General features: G+C 40.1%; 14 protein-coding genes. 9 read left to right on the top strand and 5 right to left on the bottom strand.

Annotated features, from left to right (window positions below):
- Position 1: 1 nt before the first annotated feature.
- Genes H5161_RS06660 through H5161_RS06670 form a run of 3 tightly spaced genes read left to right on the top strand, consistent with a single transcriptional unit; the run spans position 2 to position 5,783 of the window.
- Entirely contained in the window at positions 2-1,861 is a 1,860-nt protein-coding gene (locus H5161_RS06660) for an alpha-amylase family glycosyl hydrolase (protein WP_182768971.1), read from the top strand.
- Positions 1,854-3,359 (top strand): MFS transporter, encoded by a 1,506-nt coding sequence (locus H5161_RS06665; protein WP_182768972.1) that lies wholly within the window; start codon positions 1,854-1,856, stop codon positions 3,357-3,359. Before H5161_RS06660 ends, H5161_RS06665 begins: the two co-directional genes overlap by 8 nt.
- Positions 3,360-3,368: 9 nt before the next feature.
- The gene (locus tag H5161_RS06670) at positions 3,369-5,783 is read left to right on the top strand and encodes a glycoside hydrolase family 15 protein (protein ID WP_182768973.1); all 2,415 of its coding nucleotides are present in this window, start codon (positions 3,369-3,371) and stop codon (positions 5,781-5,783) included.
- Between the two features lie 250 nt (positions 5,784-6,033).
- Here H5161_RS06670 and H5161_RS06675 read toward each other — a convergent pair whose 3' ends face one another.
- The 3 genes from H5161_RS06675 to H5161_RS06685 all read right to left on the bottom strand — a co-directional run bounded on the left by H5161_RS06675 (position 6,034) and on the right by H5161_RS06685 (position 12,490).
- A complete protein-coding gene (locus H5161_RS06675; protein WP_182768974.1) occupies positions 6,034-7,941 on the bottom strand; it encodes a S9 family peptidase in 1,908 nt (635 codons plus the stop codon).
- Between the two features lie 72 nt (positions 7,942-8,013).
- Complete coding sequence (locus H5161_RS06680) at positions 8,014-11,199, bottom strand: TonB-dependent receptor (protein ID WP_024596124.1); 3,186 nt, start codon at positions 11,197-11,199, stop codon at positions 8,014-8,016.
- A 274-nt stretch (positions 11,200-11,473) separates the two neighbouring features.
- Entirely contained in the window at positions 11,474-12,490 is a 1,017-nt protein-coding gene (locus H5161_RS06685) for a LacI family DNA-binding transcriptional regulator (RefSeq protein ID WP_024596123.1), read from the bottom strand.
- A gap of 290 nt (positions 12,491-12,780) precedes the next feature.
- Between H5161_RS06685 and glk the strand changes: the two genes are divergently transcribed.
- The 6 genes from glk to H5161_RS06715 all read left to right on the top strand — a co-directional run bounded on the left by glk (position 12,781) and on the right by H5161_RS06715 (position 20,009).
- Positions 12,781-13,773: a glucokinase gene (glk, locus tag H5161_RS06690; protein ID WP_002959751.1), complete on the top strand. Its 993-nt coding sequence runs from the start codon at positions 12,781-12,783 to the stop codon at positions 13,771-13,773.
- Between the two features lie 38 nt (positions 13,774-13,811).
- Positions 13,812-14,825 (top strand): LacI family DNA-binding transcriptional regulator, encoded by a 1,014-nt coding sequence (locus tag H5161_RS06695; protein ID WP_002959752.1) that lies wholly within the window; start codon positions 13,812-13,814, stop codon positions 14,823-14,825.
- 335 nt (positions 14,826-15,160) lie between these two features.
- Positions 15,161-17,011, top strand: a complete 1,851-nt coding sequence (edd, locus tag H5161_RS06700) for a phosphogluconate dehydratase (RefSeq protein ID WP_002959754.1) — start codon at positions 15,161-15,163, stop codon at positions 17,009-17,011.
- A gap of 33 nt (positions 17,012-17,044) precedes the next feature.
- A complete protein-coding gene (eda, locus tag H5161_RS06705; RefSeq protein ID WP_002959756.1) occupies positions 17,045-17,665 on the top strand; it encodes a bifunctional 4-hydroxy-2-oxoglutarate aldolase/2-dehydro-3-deoxy-phosphogluconate aldolase in 621 nt (206 codons plus the stop codon).
- A gap of 9 nt (positions 17,666-17,674) precedes the next feature.
- Positions 17,675-18,679: a type I glyceraldehyde-3-phosphate dehydrogenase gene (gene gap / locus H5161_RS06710; RefSeq protein ID WP_002959757.1), complete on the top strand. Its 1,005-nt coding sequence runs from the start codon at positions 17,675-17,677 to the stop codon at positions 18,677-18,679.
- Between the two features lie 205 nt (positions 18,680-18,884).
- On the top strand, positions 18,885-20,009 hold the full coding sequence (locus tag H5161_RS06715) for a sterol desaturase family protein (RefSeq protein ID WP_182736076.1): 1,125 nt from the start codon (positions 18,885-18,887) through the stop codon (positions 20,007-20,009).
- 79 nt (positions 20,010-20,088) lie between these two features.
- On the opposite strand, the gene H5161_RS06720 is transcribed toward H5161_RS06715, so the two are convergent.
- Both H5161_RS06720 and H5161_RS06725 read right to left on the bottom strand, forming a co-directional pair.
- Positions 20,089-21,411: a leucine-rich repeat-containing protein kinase family protein gene (locus H5161_RS06720; RefSeq protein ID WP_259398677.1), complete on the bottom strand. Its 1,323-nt coding sequence runs from the start codon at positions 21,409-21,411 to the stop codon at positions 20,089-20,091.
- Positions 21,412-21,452: 41 nt separating this feature from the next.
- Positions 21,453-22,166 carry a YebC/PmpR family DNA-binding transcriptional regulator gene (locus H5161_RS06725; protein ID WP_182736494.1) on the bottom strand — a complete coding sequence of 238 codons (714 nt, stop codon included), beginning with the start codon at positions 22,164-22,166 and terminating at the stop codon, positions 21,453-21,455.
- Positions 22,167-22,308 lie beyond the last annotated feature (142 nt).

The following is a 22,308-nucleotide window of genomic DNA, read 5'->3' on the forward strand; positions in this document are numbered from 1 at the left end:
AATGAAAAAATCAGTTTATGTACCCGCAGTACTTTGTAGTGCACTTATTGCTACAGGGTGTTCAGAAAATAACAAACCTGAACAACAGCAACCACCTGCACACACGCAAAATGAGCTTACCAAGCCGGTTGTATATCAAGTATTTACTCGCTTGTTTGGTAATACCGAAACAGCCAATGTTTCATGGGGCACTAAAGAGCAAAACGGCGTAGGTAAATTTGCCGACTTTAACGATGCAGCCCTAAAAGGCATTAAAGAGTTAGGCACCACACATGTTTGGTATACCGGTGTGTTACACCATGCGTTAGTGGGCGATTATACCGACTACGGCATTTCGCAAGATGACCCCGATGTAGTAAAAGGCCGTGCAGGTTCACCGTACTCAATTAAGGATTACTACGATGTTAACCCCGACTTAGCCGTTAATGTGACGAACCGCATGGGAGAGTTTAGCCAGCTTATTGAACGTACACATAGCCACGGCATGAAAGTCATTATTGATATAGTGCCTAACCATGTTGCCCGCAATTATCAATCACTTGGAAAGCCTAAAGGCGTTAAAGACTTTGGCGCACAAGACGACACGACTAAAGCGTACGATAAAAACAATAACTTTTACTACGTACCAGGGCAGTCTTTTCAGGTGCCAACATCGCCAGAGTACAAAGTATTAGGGGGTAATGAAAGCCCATTAGCTGATGGCTTTTTTGATGAAACACCCGCTAAATGGACAGGTAACGGTGCCCGTGCACCAAAACCCGATATAAACGATTGGTACGAAACAGTAAAAGTAAATTATGGCGTAAAGCCAGATGGTAGCTACGATTTTGTTCAATTGCCAAGTGAATACAAAAATAAAGACTACCGTGCTCATTATGCATTTTGGCAAGATAAAGAACTTCCTAACAGCTGGTACAAATTTAGAGACATAGCACTTTTTTGGCTCGATAAAGGCGTTGATGGCTTTAGATACGACATGGCCGAAATGGTGCCAGTAGAGTTTTGGAGTTTTTTAAATTCGTCGATAAAAATGCAAAAAAGCGACGCCTTTTTGTTAGCCGAAGTGTATAACCCGCTAATGTACCGTGCGTATATTCACCAAGGTAAAATGGACTACCTTTACGACAAAGTCGGCTTTTACGATACCTTAAAAGCGATAATGCAACTTAAACAACCTGCCAATAGTATTTTTGATGCGCATCAAAGTGTGCTCGATATAGAGCAACACATGTTGCATTTTTTAGAAAATCACGACGAGCAACGAATCGCAAGCCCGGATTTTGCGGGTAATGCCCAGTGGGGTAAACCTGCTTTAGTTGTTTCTAATTTAATTAGCCGCGCGCCAACACTTTTATATTTTGCTCAAGATGTGGGAGAAGATGGCTCAGAAAACGCAGGATTTGGCACAGCTACACGCACCAGTATTTTTGACTACATTGGCGTGCCAGCGCACCAAGCATGGATGAATAATGGCAAGTTTGACGGTGCTAATTTAACACAAGAGCAAGTAGCACTTCGTGACTACTACAAAGCGATTATGTCACTAAATAGTTTACCTGCTGTGGTAGGCGGTGAAATGACTGAGCTTAGCGTTACAGGAAGTGAGCGAGTTGTAGGTTTTACGCGCAAACTTGGCCAACAAGCGCTGTACGTATTAAGTAACTTTAGTGAACAACCTCAAACAATTACGGTTAATTTATCAAAGGCACAATTAGGAGCAATGAGTGAAAATACGCTATTAAATGATTTACTTGAAAATCACACCACCCAGCTTAAAGCTCACCCGCAAGGCGCTACATTTAACCTCACACTTGATGCATTTAGCAGCGCAGTTTTAACTAATAAGGCTAATCATGAATAATCAAAATAATAATTATGACAGCAACAAACCAAACCTGAGTTTTTGGCAAATATGGAATATGTGCTTTGGTTTTTTAGGTATTCAATTTGGCTTTGCACTACAAAACGGCAATGTGAGCCGAATATTTCAAACATTAGGCGCACAAGTTGATGATATTCCCATTTTATGGGTTGCAGCCCCACTTACAGGCTTAATTGTTCAGCCTATTATAGGTTATTGGAGCGATAAAACGTGGGGGCGCTTTGGCCGTCGTCGTCCGTTCTTTTTTATAGGCGCAGTGTTAACAACGCTTTCACTATTTATTATGCCGCATTCACCAACGCTTTGGATTGCCGCGGGTATGTTATGGATCATGGATGCGTCAATCAACGTAACCATGGAACCGTTTAGAGCACTTGTTGGTGATAACTTGCCAGAAAAACAACGCGCGACAGGTTACGGTTTACAAAGCTTTTTTATTGGTATTGGTGCTGTACTAGCCTCAGCATTACCATGGATGATGACTAATTGGTTTGATGTAAGCAATACCGCAGCCCCAGGGCAAATTCCTGAATCTGTTAAATACTCATTTTATTGGGGCGGGGTGGTGTTACTTGTTGCCGTGCTTTGGACCGTGGCACGTACTAAAGAATATAGCCCTGAGCAATTAGCGGCTTTTGAAAAGCAAAGCGCTCAACCTACTACAAGCAAACTGGTTAATATTAACTTTAATAAAGGTGCCATTATTTTGGTGGTACTGGGTTTAGCAACTCTTGCATTAGTCATGGGCTTATCCCTTGAAAAAGAATTATACCTACTTGCTGGTGGTTTATTAGCGTTTGGTATTGTGCAGTGGATTGCAGCGGCGCTTAAAAGTGCGAATAAAACCCAAGGTGGTTTTTACCAAGTAGTACAAGATGTATTTACTATGCCAGAGGCCATGAAGCAGCTTGCTTGGGTGCAGTTTTTTAGCTGGTTTACTTTATTTGCTATGTGGATTTATACCACCGCTGCAGTAACAAGCTTTCATTATGGTAGTAGCGATGCAACCTCTAAAGCATTTAACGATGGTGCTGACTGGGTGGGTATTTTATTTGCCGCCTACAATGGATTTGCCGCAATTGCAGCTATGTGTATTCCATTTTTAGTAAAAAAAATGGGATTAAAAAGCGCGCATTGCTTTAATTTATTGCTGGGCGCGTTAGGTCTTGCAAGCTTTATGTTTATTCGAGACCCTAAAATGTTACTTATACCTATGATAGGCGTAGGGTTTGCGTGGGCGTCTATTTTATCACTCCCGTATGCCATGTTAAGTAACGCACTACCGAGTAACAAAATGGGCGTTTATATGGGGATTTTTAATTTTTTTATAGTTATACCTCAGTTACTTGCCGCCAGCATTTTAGGGCTCATTTTACGCCACGTATTTTCTAATCAGCCTATTTACGCATTGTTAATTGGTGCAGCCTCGTTCGTTGTCGCTGCCGTTGCGGTAATGCGCGTTAAAAATTCAAATTAAGGACACACAATGAAAAAATATAACCTTATAACCGCCTCACTTTTAACGTTAGGTTTAACGGCTTGCGGCGCTCAAAACACAAGCACAACTAACGAAAGTACCACAGCACTGGTTACATCAGCCCCAGGCGCCCCAGGCGCAGAGCCTTTTTGGGCTTATGCGGGTAAAACAGGTATTGGCACGTCATACGAGCAATACCAAAACGGCCAATACAGTGATTCAGCTGCAACGGGCGATGTATCTAAGGTGTGGTTTTCAATTGCTAAAGGTATGATCACCGAAACCATGTTTGGGCTTATTCACCAAGCTCAAATAAAAGACATGCAATTTATAGTAACAGGTAAAGACTTTACCGTTAGTGAAGCTGATGATTTAGATGTCACCATTGATTACTTACATAAAGATGCACAAGGTCGCCCGTTATCGCTGGCTTATAAAGTAACAAGCACTGATAAACAAGGCCGCTTTAGCCTAGAAAAACACATATTTACTGACCCAGGTGGGCAAACCCTGTTTGTACGCAGTGTATTTAACACTGAGCTTGAAGGGCTAAAAGCATATGTGTCTGTTAATCCGTATATTAATAATAACGGGCTAGGTGACTTCGCTAAAACGACTGAGCAAGGCCTTGTCGCATGGGAAGACGATAACTATTTATCACTTCAATCAGCGACCTCATTTAAAGATAAAACAGTGGGCTTTACCGGTGAAAGCGATGGTATTAACGCACTTAAAACTACGCAATCTATAAATACACAATACACAAATACCGGCGATACAGCAGGTAATGTAAGCATGCTTGCAGAGCTTGGCGACATAAGCGCGAATACCACCTTTGATTTAGCACTTAGTTTTGGTAAAACGCAGCAGCAAAGTATAAAGCAAGGCGAAAAAAGCTTAGCAAAAGGGTACCAAGCGGTGCTTGATCACTATAACGGTAAAGGTGAAGCGCTAGGCTGGGAAGATTACCTACAAAGTCTCAAACCGCTCAATAAAATGATTGAACAAACAGCCGATAACGGTAAGCTTTTATACACCAGCGCCATGGTTCTAAAAGCACAAGAAGATAAAACACACGCAGGGGCATTAATTGCTTCTCTATCTAATCCATGGGGCGAAACGGTTTCGGCTAAAGAGGGCTCTACTGGCTATAAAGCAGTATGGGTGCGCGACTTTTATCAAGTAGCCATGGCCTTTATGGCACTCGGCGATACAGCCACAGCAAAAACAGCGTTTGAATACCTTGAAAAAGTGCAAGTAAATAGCAAAACACCAGGTAATAAAGGCGATACAGGCTGGTTTTTACAAAAAACGCACGTAGATGGTGAGCTTGAATGGGTCGGCGTACAGCTTGACCAAACAGCTATGCCTATTATGCTTGCTTGGAAGTTACATAAAGCCAATGTACTTAGTGATGAAGAGCTAAAAAGCTGGTACGGAAAAATGTTAAAACCCGCGGCTGATTTTTTGGTTGATGGCGGCCTTGCTAAAATTTTATGGAACGACACGCAAATTACACCACCGGCAACCCAACAAGAGCGTTGGGAAGAGCAAAGCGGTTATTCGCCTTCGACTACTGCAGCAATAGTAGCTGGCCTTATTACAGCCAGTGATATTGCAACACTAAGTGGCGATGATACAAACGCAAAGCGCTACTTAGATACAGCTAAAAAATACAGCAGCGATATTGAATCGCAAATGTTTACCACTAAAGGTAACTTAAAAGGCGAGAATAGCGATGGCGAATACTTTATTCGTATAGGCCAAGATACCGATGCAAACTCAAACACTAAAATTAACGCTAATAATGGCCGCGAAGGGTTTAATAAAAAGCAAATTTTAGATGGCGGTTTTTTAGAGCTAGTACGCTATGGCGTACGCGGTGCAAATGATGAAAGCATCGTTAAAACACTACCTGAGTACGATGACGAAACACTAGAAGATAACCTACAAGTTAAATACAGCTTTAGCTTTGACGACGGCAGCGGCACATTTGCAGGCTACCGCCGCTATGGTAATGATGGCTACGGCGAAGATGAAGTAACGGGCACAAACTATGCCGAGGGTGGCAGTAATACACCAGGCCAACGTGGTCGTGTATGGCCGTTTTTCACAGGTGAACGTGGCCACTATGAAATAGCAGCAGCTAACGCAAACAACGCCTTTGATGATGCTAAACAAGCGCAAATTAAAAATAGTTATGTTAAAGGTTTGGAGCAATTTGCCAATAAAGGGCTAATGCTACCAGAGCAAGTATGGGATGGTGTAGGTGTAAATAAAGCTGGTCATGCGTTAGGCGAGGGCACAAACTCAGCAACGCCACTTGCATGGACACATGCAGAATACATTAAGCTTGTACGCTCACTCAGTGATAAACAAGTATGGGATTATTATCCAGTGGTTGGCGAGTCACTTAAAGACTAATATAAAGCAAGCTGCAGTTATTAAAAAGGCTTCTAAATAAATTTAGAAGCCTTTTTTACTATTCAGTTATTCTGTATTTAAACTAATATGAATCAGCAATAATACTTAATTATTTGTTGGTAATAACTAGATAACGAAATTTTTATCTTGTTATCAGTACGATTTTCTTACCTCAAAATAGATCACCTAATTAGGCGATTTGATATGAAGGGTGCTCTTCATATGAAATGAATGCCACCCTTTTATTACATTATTTGAGGCCACATTTATTATCAAACCAAGATAACAACTCTGTATAAAACTCTTTTTTATGATCGTAGAAAAGCGTATCAGAAAAGTGATCAGCATCTTCTAGCTCAATATATTTAAAGTCTTTTTTGTACTTTTCAAGCTCAGATACAAAGTCTCTACTGTGTTTTACTGGAACACGACTGTCGATATCGCCATGTACAACCAGTATAGGAATATTTACTTTATTTACTTGCTCTACAGGAGAGACACCAGTAATAGTAGGGCGTTGTAAGATACTTAAAAAGCGATTTTCGTTAAGAGTTGCATTGATACGACTTAAATCACTTACACCCGCACCGGCAACAACACATTTATATATGTTGTTTTCACGCATAGATGCAGCAAATGCAGCATAACCACCATAACTCCAACCAAATAAAGCAAGCTTATCTTTTGTTGCTAAACCTTTATCTATTAAATATTGTGCGGCGTCATCTAAATCATCTTGTTTTTTCAAGCCCCAGTTATTATCACCGGCTACCCAATGCTCCAAACCGTAACCTGTAGAACCTCGGTAGTTTGGTTGAATAACTACGTAACCATGATAGGCGAGTAACTGTGCCCAGTCATCAAATACAACAGAGTCACGAACCCAAGGACCACCGTGAGGGAGTACTATTGCGGGGTAAGGACCTTTAGTTGCAGGAATAGTTACGTATGCTTTTATTTTACGTCCATCTCTTGCTTTATAAGAGATATATTTAACGGTTCCTAATTTACTTTTATCAATAAACGGAAGGCGATCACCAATCTTAGTTAACTTCTGTTTATTAGTAACAATGTAATAGCTGCCAGGGTTATCGTCAGCAGATACTCTCACTACTAATACATTATCGTTATCAGAGCTACTGATGATTTGTACAAATTTACCTTTAAATAAAGACGCAACAGATTCGTTAAGTGCTTGTAGGTTAGGATCTGTGAAATAAAACTTAGGTTGCTTAGTTGTATAGCGAAAGCCTTGTAAGGTGCCGTCGGTATCAAGTATAACACCATCGGTATCTACAGACTTAAGACCAAATTGACGTTCAGAATACTGACCTGTTTTAATATTATAAATATAAATGCCAGTCGTATTTTCGCCTAAGTTGGCATTAACATAAACTTCGTTAGGGTTACCTTTCGCAAACCCTAAAATCTCAAAGTTTTCACGCTTTTTAGGACTAACTTGCTTAATTACTTTCCAATCATCATTACCTTTATCTCGGGCATAATAATCGATTGCGTTATCAGACTTATTCCAACCTTGGGCTATTCTTATTTCACCGTCGTAGTCAGAAACGAATGAGCCTGATACTTTTTCATTTCCGCGCATTACAGTAACGCTTCGTCCAGTATTAATATTAAAGCGCACTACATCTGGAATGTAGTTATTATTAATATCAACCTCTACTAATACTTCATCTTTTTTGTCAGGAAGTATATTTATTATATTAAATTGAACATTTCGTTTTTTCTTAAATGGTAATAGCCAGTCGCCTTTACCATCTGCATCGGTTATTGCAAACTTATTAACCCAGTATTTGCGACTTCCATCTTCTAATATTTGCCTAAACATAACGCCAAGTTTTTCATCGTTTAACCAGACGATTGAAGATATCAGCATTTTATCAGCGCCTAATCTTACAGGCTCTGCATCTAGGTTATTTGGATCTCTTATCTCAATTATATAGTCACCATTTTTAGTAGTCGCTCTTAAAATAGCAAGCTTCTTACCATCAGGTGATGCTACAACACTGCGTATAGCAGATGACATTGAGAAAGCATCAATACTGCTTACTTGTGCCGCATCTTCAGTTTCGCTATTAGCAAAAGAAGATAGGCCTAGTAGGGTTAATCCTACTAATATTCTTTTTTTAAATTTCATTTTTATTCCCTCAAAAAAAATGGCCTAAAATTTTAGGCCATCTGGATTGAATATTTACTCAGCCAATTCTAATTAAAAAGAAGCTGTAAAACTGATGTATGGGCTACGACCTGAAGTGTCATAACCAACACCTAGAGGGATATTAGTGTTTGAAAAAGAACCACTTGGATCTACTTTAGGAGGAGCTTCATTAAACACGTTACGAACACCAAAGTTCACTTTATAAGCATCGTTAGACCAAGTCATACCGATATTATGTACAAAGTAATCATCGGTGAAGCCAACTGGGCGACATTTAAGTGCTTCACCGTTAGCGTCAGTTAAACCACGACAACCTGCAGTGCCTTCTTCAAATTCACCTAAATCATCCTCATCTTCACGACCTTTACCGATGAAACGCGTTTCCCAGTTAAATCTAAAATCAGAGTATTTAAGTTGTAAGCGAGCGGTACCACGCCATTCCGGAGAATCTGGCTCGCCCATATTGTCATCAATAGTACCAAGCACGTCAAAAACTTGCTCTGTCATGCGAGTAGCTTGAAGATCTAGTGTAATACCTAGGTTTTCTTCTGCGATTACTGTATCTGTTTCAAAGTAGATATTGTAATCAAAACCTTTAGATGAGATTAAACCAATATTGATAAAGCTAGCATCAACTAAATCAATTTGACCATTTTCGTCACGTCCGATACGGCTACAGAAAGCATCATTACCATCAGCAGAATAACACTGACCAATACTGTAACCAGCGCTTGGCTCTGCAATACTATTCGTTACTTCAATATCAAAGCGGGTTAATGACATTGTTAAATCAAATGCATCAGTGAACGGTTGTTCAAAGATAAAACCGTATGTTTTAGCCACTGATGTTTCAGCACTAAGCTCAGTTGTACCGCCAGTTTCAATCTCAGCGCTGTAAGCTGCAGTGTATGAGTCAGTTCCATTTTGACCTAAACCAAGAGTAGTTGGATCAATACCTGATGCTTGACAAGCGTTTAGTACAGCTGTATCACGTGTTTCTTCTGCTGCATTATATGTAGCTGCTGAACCTGGGTTCAATGGGTCGATATTACGAGCATCTTCCGGAACAACACATGGATCGGCAACTGTATTAAAACCAGACGTACCGTTTAAGAAACGCTCGCGTAGGTTAGGTGCTCTGTACGAAGTACCTTTTGTTGCACGTAGAGTAAACCACTCAACAGGACGGTAAATTGTTTTAAGACTATAAGTTGATTCTGCATCGTAGAAAGATTCTTCAGAAACACGGCCAGAAGCTGTAAATGTAAGTTCTTCAGCGCCTTTAACACCTTTAAGTAAAGGGAATTCAACTTCTGTGAATATTTCCTTTAAGTTACGTGAGCCATCAGCGCCTTGGTCAGCAAAATAGCCCCATAGTAAGCCTTGAGATGCAGCAGCATTTGGATTTGATTCAATTTCATCACGACGATATTCAACCCCAACGATACCTGCAACAGTTTCGTTGTTCCATGGTAATGCGAAGAAATCACCACCCATGAATGCATTGAAAACAAACTGGTTTACTTTAGTTTCGATATCGCGGTCGATAAACAAGTAAGCAGCTTCTTCAGGTGAAAGCGTACCGCCACCTTCTTGATAAATACTATCTGCAAATAAATTAACAGGAACACATCCATCAGAACCGGTACCACAGGTAACAGTACCATCATCATTAAGAACAGCGGTTTCTAATGAGTTAATTAAGCGCTCTTCATCAATACCAACACGGTGGTCAGTACCTTTTGATGCGCTGTACGATACAGATGCGTCGTAGTACCAATTGTCTAAGCCGATGTTTTCAAACATACCAAGATTACCAGTAACACCAGTAACTAAGCGATATTGTGAAACTTCAACCTCAGTTTGATCACGGTCACCACGAATATTGATGATTGGCTGAACGGCTTCTGGTCCACCAGGGCCCACACCTAACACGCCAAAACAGTCAATACCGTTTGTTCCACAAGGGTTATATGGGTTTGATGCCGCTACTTGTTGGAATATCTGTGCACCTGGACTAAAAATTGGTGATTTACGACTAGCGTATAAACCTTCGTAGTAGAAAGTTGTATCGTTATCATCTTGGAAGTTATATTCACCATTAAGCATTAGTGAAATACGTTCATTTTTACTTCTGTAATCACCGCTTTTGTAGTAATCAGATTGTTGGAAAGCGTATAGAGGGTCTTGGAAATCAACGTCACGGAAACCATCGCCGTTACCATCTACAAATACACCATCGTTGATACCATCGCCATCAAAATCGCCCGCTACCCATGAAGGTAAAAATCCTTCAAGACTTGATGGTACAGTTGATTCACTGAAGTTTGGAATACCAGTGTTTGTAAAGTCAGGTGTATAATAAACACTACCAAAGAAAGATGGTACGCTAATACGGTTTGTTAGAGGGAAAATGTCACATGAATCTTCACCGCTTGCTACAGGACCATAGCCACTGTTTCGGGTTACGATACTGCCATCTTCAGCTTCCCAAATACGCTCTTCACACCCTTTAACAAAAGGGTTGCCAGCTAAAGATTGAGATTTCTGTTCTGAATATTCAACACCAACGGTGATAAAACCATTATCCATGGTTTTGCCCCACATACCCGAAAGTACAGTTTCTTCACCGCCTTCACCTTTAGGTTGACGGTAAGATGCATCAAAAATAAAGCCTTCAACATCTTTTTTTAATATTACGTTAGCTACACCCGCTACCGCATCAGAACCATAAACGGTTGATGCGCCATCAAATAAATTCTCTACACGCTCAATCATTACACCTGGTATCAAGTTCAAATCAGGTGAAGTTGGCGCACCACCTACACCTGCGGGAGCCATTCTTCGACCGTTGATAAGTACAAGAGTACGCTCAGCACCTAAACCACGAAATCCGATTGTTGCGGCGCCTGGACCGTTATCTAGTACAAAACCACCAAATGTATTATCTATTTGAGCACCAGCCGCTTGGCTGGTTGACTGGAGCATTGAACCTGCATCAAATAAACCCATTTCACGAGATAAGTCACCGTTGATAATTTGAATTGGCGATGCATTTGAAAATTCAGCTTTTCTTATACGCGAACCTGTTACAACAATTCGCTCTGGCGCTTCTTCTTCTAGTTCAACGTCTGAGTTTAAGTCATTTTCCTGGGCTAGCGCGTTAGGCGCTAAGGCTACAGATCCTAGCAATAAAGAATATCTTATTGCATTTGATAGTGCTTTAGTTTTAAACATATGTAAATCCCTGAGATATTATTGTTATTTAAGCTATAAATCATAAATTAAACAAAGTGAAATATAGCATCACAATAAATTTACATTATTGAAACTAAATAGTAAATGCGGTTAATGGTGAGTAACTACGCAATAGGTGCTGAAACAGTCAGTTTTGGGCCTTAAAAGTGATTTTTTTCGCTAATTTTTTTTTAATTGTCTGTTTTTAAATGGTTTTCTTGTTTGTAAACGAATGTGAATGGATGTAATCGGCATATACATGGAAAGAGAAGGCTCAGCTTGACTTTCTAGGAATGAGAATAGGAGGCAACAGGGTGCTTTGAACTTCTTCACCACGTATCAGTTTTAATAGGTTCTCTACTAACATTTGCCCAGCAATAGTGGTGTTTTGTTCTATTGTAGTTAGGGGGGGGTTTACATAACTTGCAATGGCTATATTATCAAAGCCGACTACCGCAACATCTTTCGGCACGTTGATATTTGCTTCTTTAAGTGCGCGTATAGCCCCAATAGCAATTAAGTCACTTGCAGCAAATAAGGCGTTAAATTTAATATTATTAGCAATTAGTGAGCGTGTTGCGTGATAGCCAGATTCTTCAGTAGAGATAGCATTAGCCATTTTACGCTCATTTATTTTAACGTTGTTAGCCAATAGCTCATCTTTAAAACCCTGAAAACGACTAAAAAATTCGGGGCTGTGATCAGAGGCGTCACCAATAAAAGCGCAATCAGTTCTGCTATGCGCAATAAAGTGCTCAGCGGCGAGCTTACCGCCACCGTAGTTATCACAACAAACAGTTAAATCGGGACGGTTATCTACCGTTGCACCCCAGCAAACAAACTTAGTATTTTGTTCAAGTAAGGTGTTAAATTTTGGTTGGTAATCAATGTAATCGCCATACCCGAGTAAAATAATGCCATCAGCTCTGTGGCTATCTTCATAGTCTGCTTGCCAATCAGCACTGGCCGATTGAAATGAAACTAATAAATCGTAACCTTCTTTAGCGCAAGCACGGGTAATACTGCCAAGCATGGCTAAAAAGAAAGGATTTATTTGGGACTCGTCAGAAGTAGGATCTTCAAACAACAATAATGCAAGCGTACTACTTTGTTGAGTGCGAAGGTTACTCGCATTTTTATCAACTTTATAATTAAGCTTTTTGGCTATATCGAAAACACGCTTGCGTGTTTCTTCATTAACAAGGTGGCTGTTACGTAAAGCGCGAGATACAGTCGATTGAGATACCCCTGCATAGTGGGCAATATCAAATGAGGTAGCTTTACCTTTCATTGTTACAACTTAATTAAATTGATAAATAATTGTGTCATTTTCGTTTATTGATGAATAATTTCAAGCTTTTTGTGAATTAACGTATATTTTTATTGATAAATTCCTGACACCGGTGTCATAATGTCAGTGTTTTATCATTTTGTTGTCAAAACGTATTCGCTGTCTATATCTTTATAGGCAGCATTTTTTACTGTGATAGCTACTTTGAGGTGATAGCTCAAAGTATAAATAACAATGGTACACCATTGTAAAATAATAAGCATGAGTCGCTTAACAAAAGAGATAATACTATGAGCCCAAACGCTTCTGCCCAATTTGATCCCATCTTAGTTGCTGATGTCGGCGGCACTAATGCCCGCTTTGCTTTAATAACTGCTTTTAATGAACAGACTAACCAATTTATAATAGAGCACATTAATATTTTTCCTAGTGCCAATTTTGGTTCTCTTGAAAGTGCGCTCGAGCAATACTTACAAACAGTCCCACATATTGCACCCAAACGCGCATGTTTAGCCGTTGCAGGGCCAATAAAAGCCGGGCAAGTGCATTTAACCAATTTAGGTTGGCATTTTAGCGTCAGTGAATTTAAAACTCATTTTGATTTACAACAACTTGAAGTCATTAATGATTTTGCTGCCTTTGCTTACGCTGCCCCTTACTTAGATCCTAAACAAAATGTCATTGTTAAATCAGGTCAAGCTGATGATAACGCAAACATTGGTGTTATAGGTCCAGGTACTGGTTTTGGTGCCGCGTGCTTAGTTAGAACGTCTCAATCTACCGCAGTGCTAAGTTCAGAAGGGGGGCATATATCACTTGCACCTGTTAATGAACTCGATACTTTATTATTAAATGAGTTACGTAAAGATCATCCCCATGTTTCTATCGAAACAGTTTTTTCAGGTCCTGGCATAACGCATTTATACAAAGCAATGTCTGCGGTTAAGGGTGTAACAGCTAAAAATTTAGATGCCGCACAAATTAGCAGCCTTGCAAATAGTGGTGAATGTGATGTGTGTGATGCAACCTTAAACCAGTTTTGTGATTGGATTGGCAGTGTTGCCGGTGATTTAGCGGTTGTTTATGGCGCGTTAGGTGGATTATTTATTGGCGGTGGAATACTACCTCGAATGCAAGCGAGACTTCTTGAGAGTCGTTTTGTTGAACGATTTTCGCAAAAGGGTATTATGTCGCAGTACGCAGGACAAATCCCTGTAACACTCGTAACACAAGACAACATACCGCTTATTGGCGCTGCTGCGTGTTTACACAATAGCAAATAGGGCTTTGGTCTTACAGGTTGTATTTGGATAATGGACAGATGAAAAAAGTAACCATAAATAGTGTAGCAAGCCATGCAGGGGTTTCTAAAAAAACCGTCTCACGCGTGTTAAACAATGAGCCTAATGTAAGTGCCGCCACCCGAGAAAAGGTGCTTGCGGTATTTAAAGAGCTTGATTACACCCCAAATCCAATTGCACGAGGTCTTGCTCAAAATCGTAGCTTTATTATTGGCTGTTTATACGATAACCCAAGTAAAAGTTATATTACCCGAGTGCAAACGGGCGCCTTAGAAGCGTGTAAAGAAAACAACTATAATTTATTGATACACCCTTGTGAGTTTCGTGGTGAAGCACTTATAAATAATATTGAGCAATTACTACAAACTTCTCGATTAGATGGCATTGTGCTAACACCTCCTTTTGGTGATTTTGCTGAGCTTGCTTCTTTTTTAAAATCTAAAAAAATTCCTTATGCAAGAGTTGCTTCAGCTTTACTACAAGATGATTCAATTTCAGTGCGTAGTAACGACGAGCAAGGCGCATTTGAGATTACCGAGCATTTAATTAACCTCGGTCATAAATCTATAGCCTTTATTAAAGGGCACCCGGATCACAGTGCCACGCAACAACGTTTTAAAGGTTACAGGCGTTCACTTGCAAGCCATGGTATAGAATTTGATGAGCGCTTAGTCGAGGAGGGTAACTTTAGTTATCACTCAGGTGTAGATAGTGCACGCAGCATATTAGATTTATCCCCTAGGCCAACCGCTGTATTTGCATCAAACGATTACATGGCGGCTGCCGTACTTAAATTAGCAACTCAGCGCCAATTAAAAGTGCCTGATGACATTTCAATAGCTGGGTTTGATAATGCGCCCATTGCACGTCATATTTGGCCTGGGTTAACAACGATTGCACAGCCCGTTGAAGAAATGACTAAACAAGCCGTAACGCAACTTATTTCACACATAGCTCAACCACAAGAGCAGCCGTATCAGGTAACGCTTGAGTCGCGCTTGATTACACGCGAGTCTACCTCAGCAATAAAATAGTGAGTTTAAAACACTTTCACAGTAGCCCGAATATGAGTGACGCTTATTCGGGCTTTTTTTACTCTGAACTTGCTAAAACATGGTTTGTGCCTAAAAATCAATTAGGTCATTATTCGGTCATGTTAAAATATTAAACTATTTTTGTTACCCGGGGTTGACACCGGTGTCATTGCTATGCGTTAATACAGTGACACCGGTGTCAGGGTTGTTGTGAGAGGCTCCCTGGTAGCGTACCTTTGAACGGGTAAATCAAAGATGCTCAGTACAGTTATTTACGTGGAGTCTGTAGTTGCTACTGAGCCTTTATCCTCTAACTAATAGAGATGAGTTAAATTATGTTACATCCTCGTATTCAAGAAGTTACCCAGCGCGTTATCGAACGCAGTAAAAATACCCGTCAAGATTATTTAGATCGCATTTCGCACGCAAAAAAACAAACAAGAGTTCGTGCCGGTTTAGGTTGCGGAAATATAGCCCATGTTATGGCTGCATGTAGCAGTGATGACAAAGCGCGCTTAAAGGCTGATGAGCAACCAAATCTTGCTATTATCAACTCATACAACGACATGTTATCGGCTCATGTGCCATACAAAGACTACCCAGATTTAATTAAAGACATTGCAACAAAATACGATGCTACAGCTCAAGTTGCTGGTGGCGTGCCTGCAATGTGTGATGGTGTTACGCAAGGGCGTGACGGCATGGAACTTTCACTTTTTTCTCGCGATGTAATTGCTATGTCTACGGCAATTTCCCTTTCGCACGATGTGTTTGATGGCGTTTTTTGTTTAGGCGTTTGCGACAAAATCGTCCCGGGTTTATTAATTGGTGCATTGTCGTTTGGTCATTTACCTGTGTTCTTTTTACCAGCAGGTCCAATGCAATCAGGTATTCCAAATAAAGAAAAAGCACGTATTCGCCAAAAGTTTGCACAAGGTTTAGTGAGCCGCGAAGACTTACTCGAAGCTGAAAGTGCGTCTTATCACAGCGCTGGTACATGTACGTTCTACGGTACTGCCAATTCAAACCAAATGTTAATGGAAATAATGGGCTTACACCTTCCAGGTAGCTCGTTTATTAACCCTTACACTGAGCTTCGCGATGGCCTTACAGGTAATGCTGTAGAGACAATGCTTAAGCAGCTTACGGATGATAAAGAAAGCCCGTGTTTAGCCGATGTGATCAGCGAAAAAACGATTATAAACGGTTTAGTAGGCCTGCTTTCTACAGGTGGTTCTACTAATCATGCAATCCATATTGTTGCGATAGCAAAAGCTGCCGGCATTCAGGTTACGTGGAAAGATATGTCTGACTTATCAGAAGTTGTACCACTTCTTACACGTATTTACCCTAACGGCTCAGCTGATGTAAACCACTTTCAAGCAGCAGGCGGTATGGGTTTCTTAATGCGAGAACTAGCAAGCGCTGGTTACTTACATACAGACGTTAAAACAATGCTTGGCGATGGTTTAGCACCATACATGACAGAGCCTCGTTTGGATAAAGACGATAGCTTGATCATGAGCGACTCAACTGGCCCAACTAAAGTTAAATGGGTAGATTGCCCAGCAAACTCGCACGATGAAGAAGTACTTCGCCCAGTGAGTAACCCATTTAGTAAGCAAGGTGGTCTGCAACTTCTAACTGGCAACTTAGGTAAAGCTGTTATCAAAGTGTCAGCTGTTGCTGAAGAACATCAAACCGTTACTGCTCCTGCAAAAGTATTTAGTTCACAAAGTGCTCTGCAAGATGCATACACTCGTGGCGAATTAAACCAAGACTTTATTGCCGTGCTAAAAGAGCAAGGCCCTAAAGCGAAAGGTATGCCAGAGCTACACAAGTTAACGCCAGTAATGGCAACGCTTCAAGATGAAGGCTTTAAAGTAGCCATTGTTACTGACGGTCGTATGTCGGGTGCATCAGGTAAAGTACCTGCTGCTATTCACTTAGCACCAGAGGCAGTAGAAGGCGGCATTATTGCTAAAATCCGAGAAGGCGATTTAGTGACGCTTGATGCGCCAAACGGAATATTAAAAGTACACGTTAGCGACGAAGAACTTGCTAAGCGTGAAGCAGAGCTTAGCCTGCCAAGTGCAACATTTGGTACAGGTCGTGAATTATTTACTGGATTTAGAAATATCGTAAGCAGTGCCGATTTAGGCGCGAGTGCTTTTGGGCTTGAATAAATATTAGCCATACTGGGTAATGAGGAACAAGTAATGAGTATTGAAAAAATCTTAGCATCGGCACCCGTAGTGCCAGTGGTTGTAATCGAAAAATTAGAAGATGCAGCACCACTTGCAAGAGCTTTATACAACGGTGGCTTAAAAGCCTTAGAAATAACACTACGTACACCCATTGCTGCAGAAGCTGTAAAGCTAATGAAAGCAGAAGTACCTGAAGCCTATGTAGGTACTGGTACGGTAGTAGATAAGGCAAGTTTTGATCTTTCGGTTGCCGCTGGTGCTGATTTTATGGTGAGTCCAGGTGTTAGTGATGAGCTTATTGCTTTAGCTAAAACATCAGATATACCATTTTTACCAGGCGCTGCAACTGCAAGTGAAGTTATGCAACTTGCGTCGCATGGTTTTAAGTATTTAAAATTCTTCCCAGCAGAAGCTGCAGGCGGAACAGCTATGCTTAAATCAATCGGTGGCCCATTACCACATATTACTTTTTGCCCAACTGGCGGCATTAGCCTAGCAACTGCTCCTAATTATTTAGCGCTTAACAACGTTATTTGTGTTGGTGGTACGTGGATGCTAGATAAACAACTAATTGAAAATAAAGACTGGCAAGCAATTGAAGCGCTTGCTCGCCAAGCAAGTGAACTTAAATAGGAGTCTAAAATGATTAATGTAGCAATTAACGGTTACGGCCGTATCGGTAGAAATGTTTTACGTGCACTTTATGAGTCAGCTCAAAACAGCGAAATTAAAATTGTAGCAATTAACGATTTAGCACCAGCTAACGTAAATGCACATTTAACGCAATATGACTCAGTTCATGGTCAATTTTCAAAAAAAGTAACACTTGAAAACAACACTATGCTAATTGGGGATGACGTAATTACGTTAACGCAAGAGCGTGACCCTGCAAACTTACCGTGGAAAGAGCTAAACGTAGATATCGTTTTAGAATGTACTGGTTTTTTCACTAAACGTGATGACGCTGCTAAGCACATTACTGCAGGCGCGAAAAAAGTAATCGTATCTGCTCCAGGTACTGGTTTAGATGCAACAGTAGTGCATGGTGTAAACAGCGACGTAATTAATGCTGATAGCAATATCATTTCTAACGCTTCTTGTACAACTAACTGTTTAGCGCCAATTGCAAAAGCAATTAACGACACAGTAGGTATTGAGCAAGGTAGCATGACGACTATTCACGCTTACACCAACGATCAAAACTTATCTGACGTTTACCACCCAGATTTATACCGTGCGCGTAGTGCAACTCAATCTATGATCCCAACTAAAACAGGAGCTGCGGCAGCTGTAGGTTTAGTATTACCAGAACTTGCTGGTAAATTAGATGGTATGTCGGTACGTGTACCTACAATCAATGTTTCTTTAGTTGATTTTACGTTTATCACTAAGCGTGATACGACTGCAGAAGAAATCAATGCAATCATGAAAGAAGCATCAACGGGTTCAATGAAGAGTATTTTAGAATATAACGAGCTTCCGCTTGTTTCTATCGACTTTAACCATAACCCAGCGTCGTCTATCTTTGATGCAACGCAAACTAAAGCCAATGGCAAACTAGTTAAAGTAATGGCTTGGTACGACAATGAGTGGGGTTTCTCAAACCGCATGTTAGACCAAGTTAAAGCATTAGGTCAGTACTTATAATTGACCTTGTAAAAGTTTAGCTTTATCCAACCAAGCCACGCATTGCGTGGCTTTTTTGCGTTTAGTTTATCTGTATATTTGCAATTCAAAATTAGAAGGGAACTATTTGTATTTTTTATACCCTAAATTTTGTTAATATGTGGGTGTGTAAATCAATGGAATTTCGTTGTATTTAATCAACTCAACGACGCAAGGAATAATAAAAATGATCAGAGCTCTATCGCGAAAAGTATTTCGCACAAATCATCTTCAGATAGGTGAGGGCAACATAAGTGGCTACATAGCCTGCTTTTTAGCAATACTGAGTTGCTTAGGCGTATTAGCGTTTCACTTTCCTGAATATTTAACCACACCAGAGCTGAGAAAAAGCTACAGCGTCGACTTTTTACGTCAGCTTATGTTTGCATCATTATTGGTCTCGGGCAGTTTAGGATTACTTAACTTTGTACGTAATACCAATAAGCGTTTAGGGGCTACAGCGTGGTTTTTTATTTTACTCGCTATTATGTTTGGCGGACCAAACGTTGAAGTAAACGAATTTGCTTCTGATACACCTTATATAGGGCTTGATTGGTTTATTTTAGATTTACTCGGCTCAACACTTATATTTATTGTGATTGAAAAGTTATTACCTCATCGTAAAGAGCAAAAAATATTACGTAGCGAATGGCGAGGCGATTTAAACCACTTTTTTGTAAATCATTTAATTATTGGTTTTGTATTACTCGTTACTAACCACTTTGTGCATTATGGCTTTGGCTGGGCTGTATCATCTACAGTACAAAGTTATATAGAGCAAACACCCTTTATAGTGCAGTTGTTTTTAATAATACTCGTGGCTGATTTAATGCAGTATTGGGTGCATCGTGCTTATCACGAAGTCCCTTTATTATGGCGCTTTCATGGCGTACATCACAGTGCTAAAGAAATGGATTGGTTAGCGGGCTCTCGCCAGCATATTCTTGAAATACTCGTAACGCGCAGCTTAGTGCTCACGCCTATATTTGTGCTTGGTTTTTCACAGCAAATAATTAGTTTGTACGTAATAATTGTGGGTTTGCAGGCTGTGTTTAACCATGCAAATGTGCGTGTGAAATTTGGTTGGCTAAAATATTTTATGGTTACACCGCAGTTTCACCATTGGCATCATGCGTCAGATAAAGCCGCGATTGACCGAAATTACGCTGCACATTTTTCGTTTTTAGATTATGTGTTTGGTACTGCTGTTAAAGGCCAAAAAGAGTGGCCACAAGCGTATGGTGTAGTCGGGGATTACATGCCCGTAGGTATGCTTAAACAACAGGTTTACCCGTTTAAGCGCACTAAATAAGTACGGAAAATCCGAATAAACATAAAATAAAAGCGAGTAAGATGTTACATTTTGCTCGCTTATATTATTAATATTAAATTTATTTTAGCTCTGCTAATAACTCAGTAAATGTAGGTCTTTGATTTAATGTAGGTTGCATGGCACATTTTGCCATATTGGACATTTTAACAAAGAGCTCACTTTGTTTATCATCGCCAGTTACCGTGCCTAATAAGTCTTCAATTAAACACCCTAATGCACGTACTTCAATTAACTCGATTTGCTTTTGTTGATAATCACTTAACATGGCTAAGTTTGTGGCTGCACCAAAATCACCAAATAATACATCAGCATCTTTGTTTATCATGGTGTTATGCGCATACACGTCGCCATGGCTTACTTTACAAATATGCAAGTGATGTAAGGTACTTACCATTTGCTGTGCAATTTTTAAAATAGCGTGAGTTGAGTAATGGCAATCATCATTAAAGGTATCACGCGTACAGGTTTCAAGGCTTGGAGGCAGGCCTAAATTAGCAAAGTTTTTATCTATTAGCTCCATTACTAAACCTAGCTGATCACTTTGCTCAATGTAGGCAAGTACTTTAATTAAATTAGCGTGATCGCCTGCTTGTAAGCAGCAATTTACTTCATCAAGCGGGTAGCCGTCGCTGGTAATTGCGCCTTTGAATAATTTAATCGCTACAGCACTTTCAATAGCTTGTGCTAAATGAATAACGCCCGATGCACCTTGGCCAATAACATGACTAAGTGTGTAATCGTTAAGAGGCTTATTTTCTAAGCTACACTTTGTAAGGCATTGGGCTTTATTAAAATCGTTACCGGCAAACGCAAGCCAAGCAAGTTTTGGTAATTCAAACAGCCAGTCGTCTACGTGTGTTAAGTTATTAGCAGAGAGCCTAACAAGCTCAAGGTTTTTACACTGCGCCATGCTACTTGGTAGTTGCTTAAGTTGATTGCCTGCAAGCGCAAGCTTTTTAAGCTGGGTGTAATTACCAAAATCTTCAGGTAATTCGCTTAACGTATTATCGGTGAGTATTAGCCACTCAATATTTTTTGGCAGGCTGTTTAAAGCAAATTCAGAAATTTGGTTACCTTTAAACGCGATCATAATTAAAGCAGGGCATTTAGCGAGCACTTTAGGAATATGCTTAAACTGGTTAAACGATAAAAACACACGCTTCAGGTGTGTTAAACAGGCAAATTCATCAGGTAGTGTTGATAAGTTATTATTTGATAAATCGAGAACTTCAAGCGTGTCAGCTAAGCTAAATATTTCTTCAGGGAATATTGTTAGCTCTTCTACTAATTGCAGGCGAGTAGCACCAACAAGTTTGCCACTTTTAAGCTCTTTAAGGGAGTTCATATTAATACCATGTTCTAAAAATGAAAAAGCCAACATAGCTGTTGGCTTAAAGTCGTTCTAACTTACTAAATTGCTATTTAGAATTGCGCGTTATGGTAAACGTTTTGTACGTCGTCGCAATCTTCTAACATTGCTAAAAAGCGTTCCATAACTTCAACGTCTTCACCTTCAATCGGCGTTTCAATTTGTGGAACAAAGCTAATTAGGTCTTCGTCAAATTCAGTCACGCCCATTTCTTCAAGCGCTGTACGTGTATTGTTGTACTCTGTGTGAGGAGCAAAAACAGTAACTTTACCGTCATCTACTTCTACGTCAGTTACATCAACATCAGCCATCATAAGAGCTTCAAGTACTGCTTCGTCGTCAGCACCGTCAAATACAAAAATAGCAAGGTGATCAAATAAATGTGAAACAGAGTTTTGAGCGCCAATTTTAGCATTTGCTTTGGTAAAACAAACACGTACATCAGCAAAGGTACGCTTGTTGTTGTCTGTTAAACAGTCAACAATAATCATACAGTTACCAGGGCCGTAACCTTCGTAACGTGTTGCTGCGTAGTCTTCACCGCCGCCGCCTTTTGCTTTGTCTATTGCGCGGTCAATAACGTGTGCTGGTACTTGGTCTTTTTTAGCGCGTTCAATTAAACGACGCAATGATAAGTTACCATCTGGATCTACACCGCCGTTTTTTGCACAAATATAAATTTCTTTGCCGTACTTAGAATAAACTTTAGTTTTAGCACCCGCAGTCTTAGCCATTGAATCTTTTTTGTTTTGGTAAGCTCTTCCCATCTGCGTTTCGCCTTAATATATGTAAATAATAGAATAAAATTATAATGCGTATTCTAAAGGTAAATGCATTCAAGGGCTAGTAAGTATTAAAACAGATTAAAACGGTAACGTTTAAAAGCCATGTAAACTGTATTTTATTAAT

Origin of the sequence: Pseudoalteromonas sp. SG43-5 (assembly GCF_014164345.1) — a bacterium.
Taxonomy (GTDB): Bacteria; Pseudomonadota; Gammaproteobacteria; order Enterobacterales; family Alteromonadaceae; genus Pseudoalteromonas; species Pseudoalteromonas distincta.

Coding starts and splice junctions, on each gene's coding strand:
- H5161_RS06660 (WP_182768971.1), top strand. CDS start 2: ATGAAAAAATCAGTTTATGTACCCGCAGTACTTTGTAGTGCACTTATT.
- H5161_RS06665 (WP_182768972.1), top strand. CDS start 1,854: ATGAATAATCAAAATAATAATTATGACAGCAACAAACCAAACCTGAGT.
- H5161_RS06670 (WP_182768973.1), top strand. CDS start 3,369: ATGAAAAAATATAACCTTATAACCGCCTCACTTTTAACGTTAGGTTTA.
- H5161_RS06675 (WP_182768974.1), bottom strand. CDS start 7,941: ATGAAATTTAAAAAAAGAATATTAGTAGGATTAACCCTACTAGGCCTA.
- H5161_RS06680 (WP_024596124.1), bottom strand. CDS start 11,199: ATGTTTAAAACTAAAGCACTATCAAATGCAATAAGATATTCTTTATTG.
- H5161_RS06685 (WP_024596123.1), bottom strand. CDS start 12,490: ATGAAAGGTAAAGCTACCTCATTTGATATTGCCCACTATGCAGGGGTA.
- glk (WP_002959751.1), top strand. CDS start 12,781: ATGAGCCCAAACGCTTCTGCCCAATTTGATCCCATCTTAGTTGCTGAT.
- H5161_RS06695 (WP_002959752.1), top strand. CDS start 13,812: ATGAAAAAAGTAACCATAAATAGTGTAGCAAGCCATGCAGGGGTTTCT.
- edd (WP_002959754.1), top strand. CDS start 15,161: ATGTTACATCCTCGTATTCAAGAAGTTACCCAGCGCGTTATCGAACGC.
- eda (WP_002959756.1), top strand. CDS start 17,045: ATGAGTATTGAAAAAATCTTAGCATCGGCACCCGTAGTGCCAGTGGTT.
- gap (WP_002959757.1), top strand. CDS start 17,675: ATGATTAATGTAGCAATTAACGGTTACGGCCGTATCGGTAGAAATGTT.
- H5161_RS06715 (WP_182736076.1), top strand. CDS start 18,885: ATGATCAGAGCTCTATCGCGAAAAGTATTTCGCACAAATCATCTTCAG.
- H5161_RS06720 (WP_259398677.1), bottom strand. CDS start 21,411: ATGTTGGCTTTTTCATTTTTAGAACATGGTATTAATATGAACTCCCTT.
- H5161_RS06725 (WP_182736494.1), bottom strand. CDS start 22,166: ATGGGAAGAGCTTACCAAAACAAAAAAGATTCAATGGCTAAGACTGCG.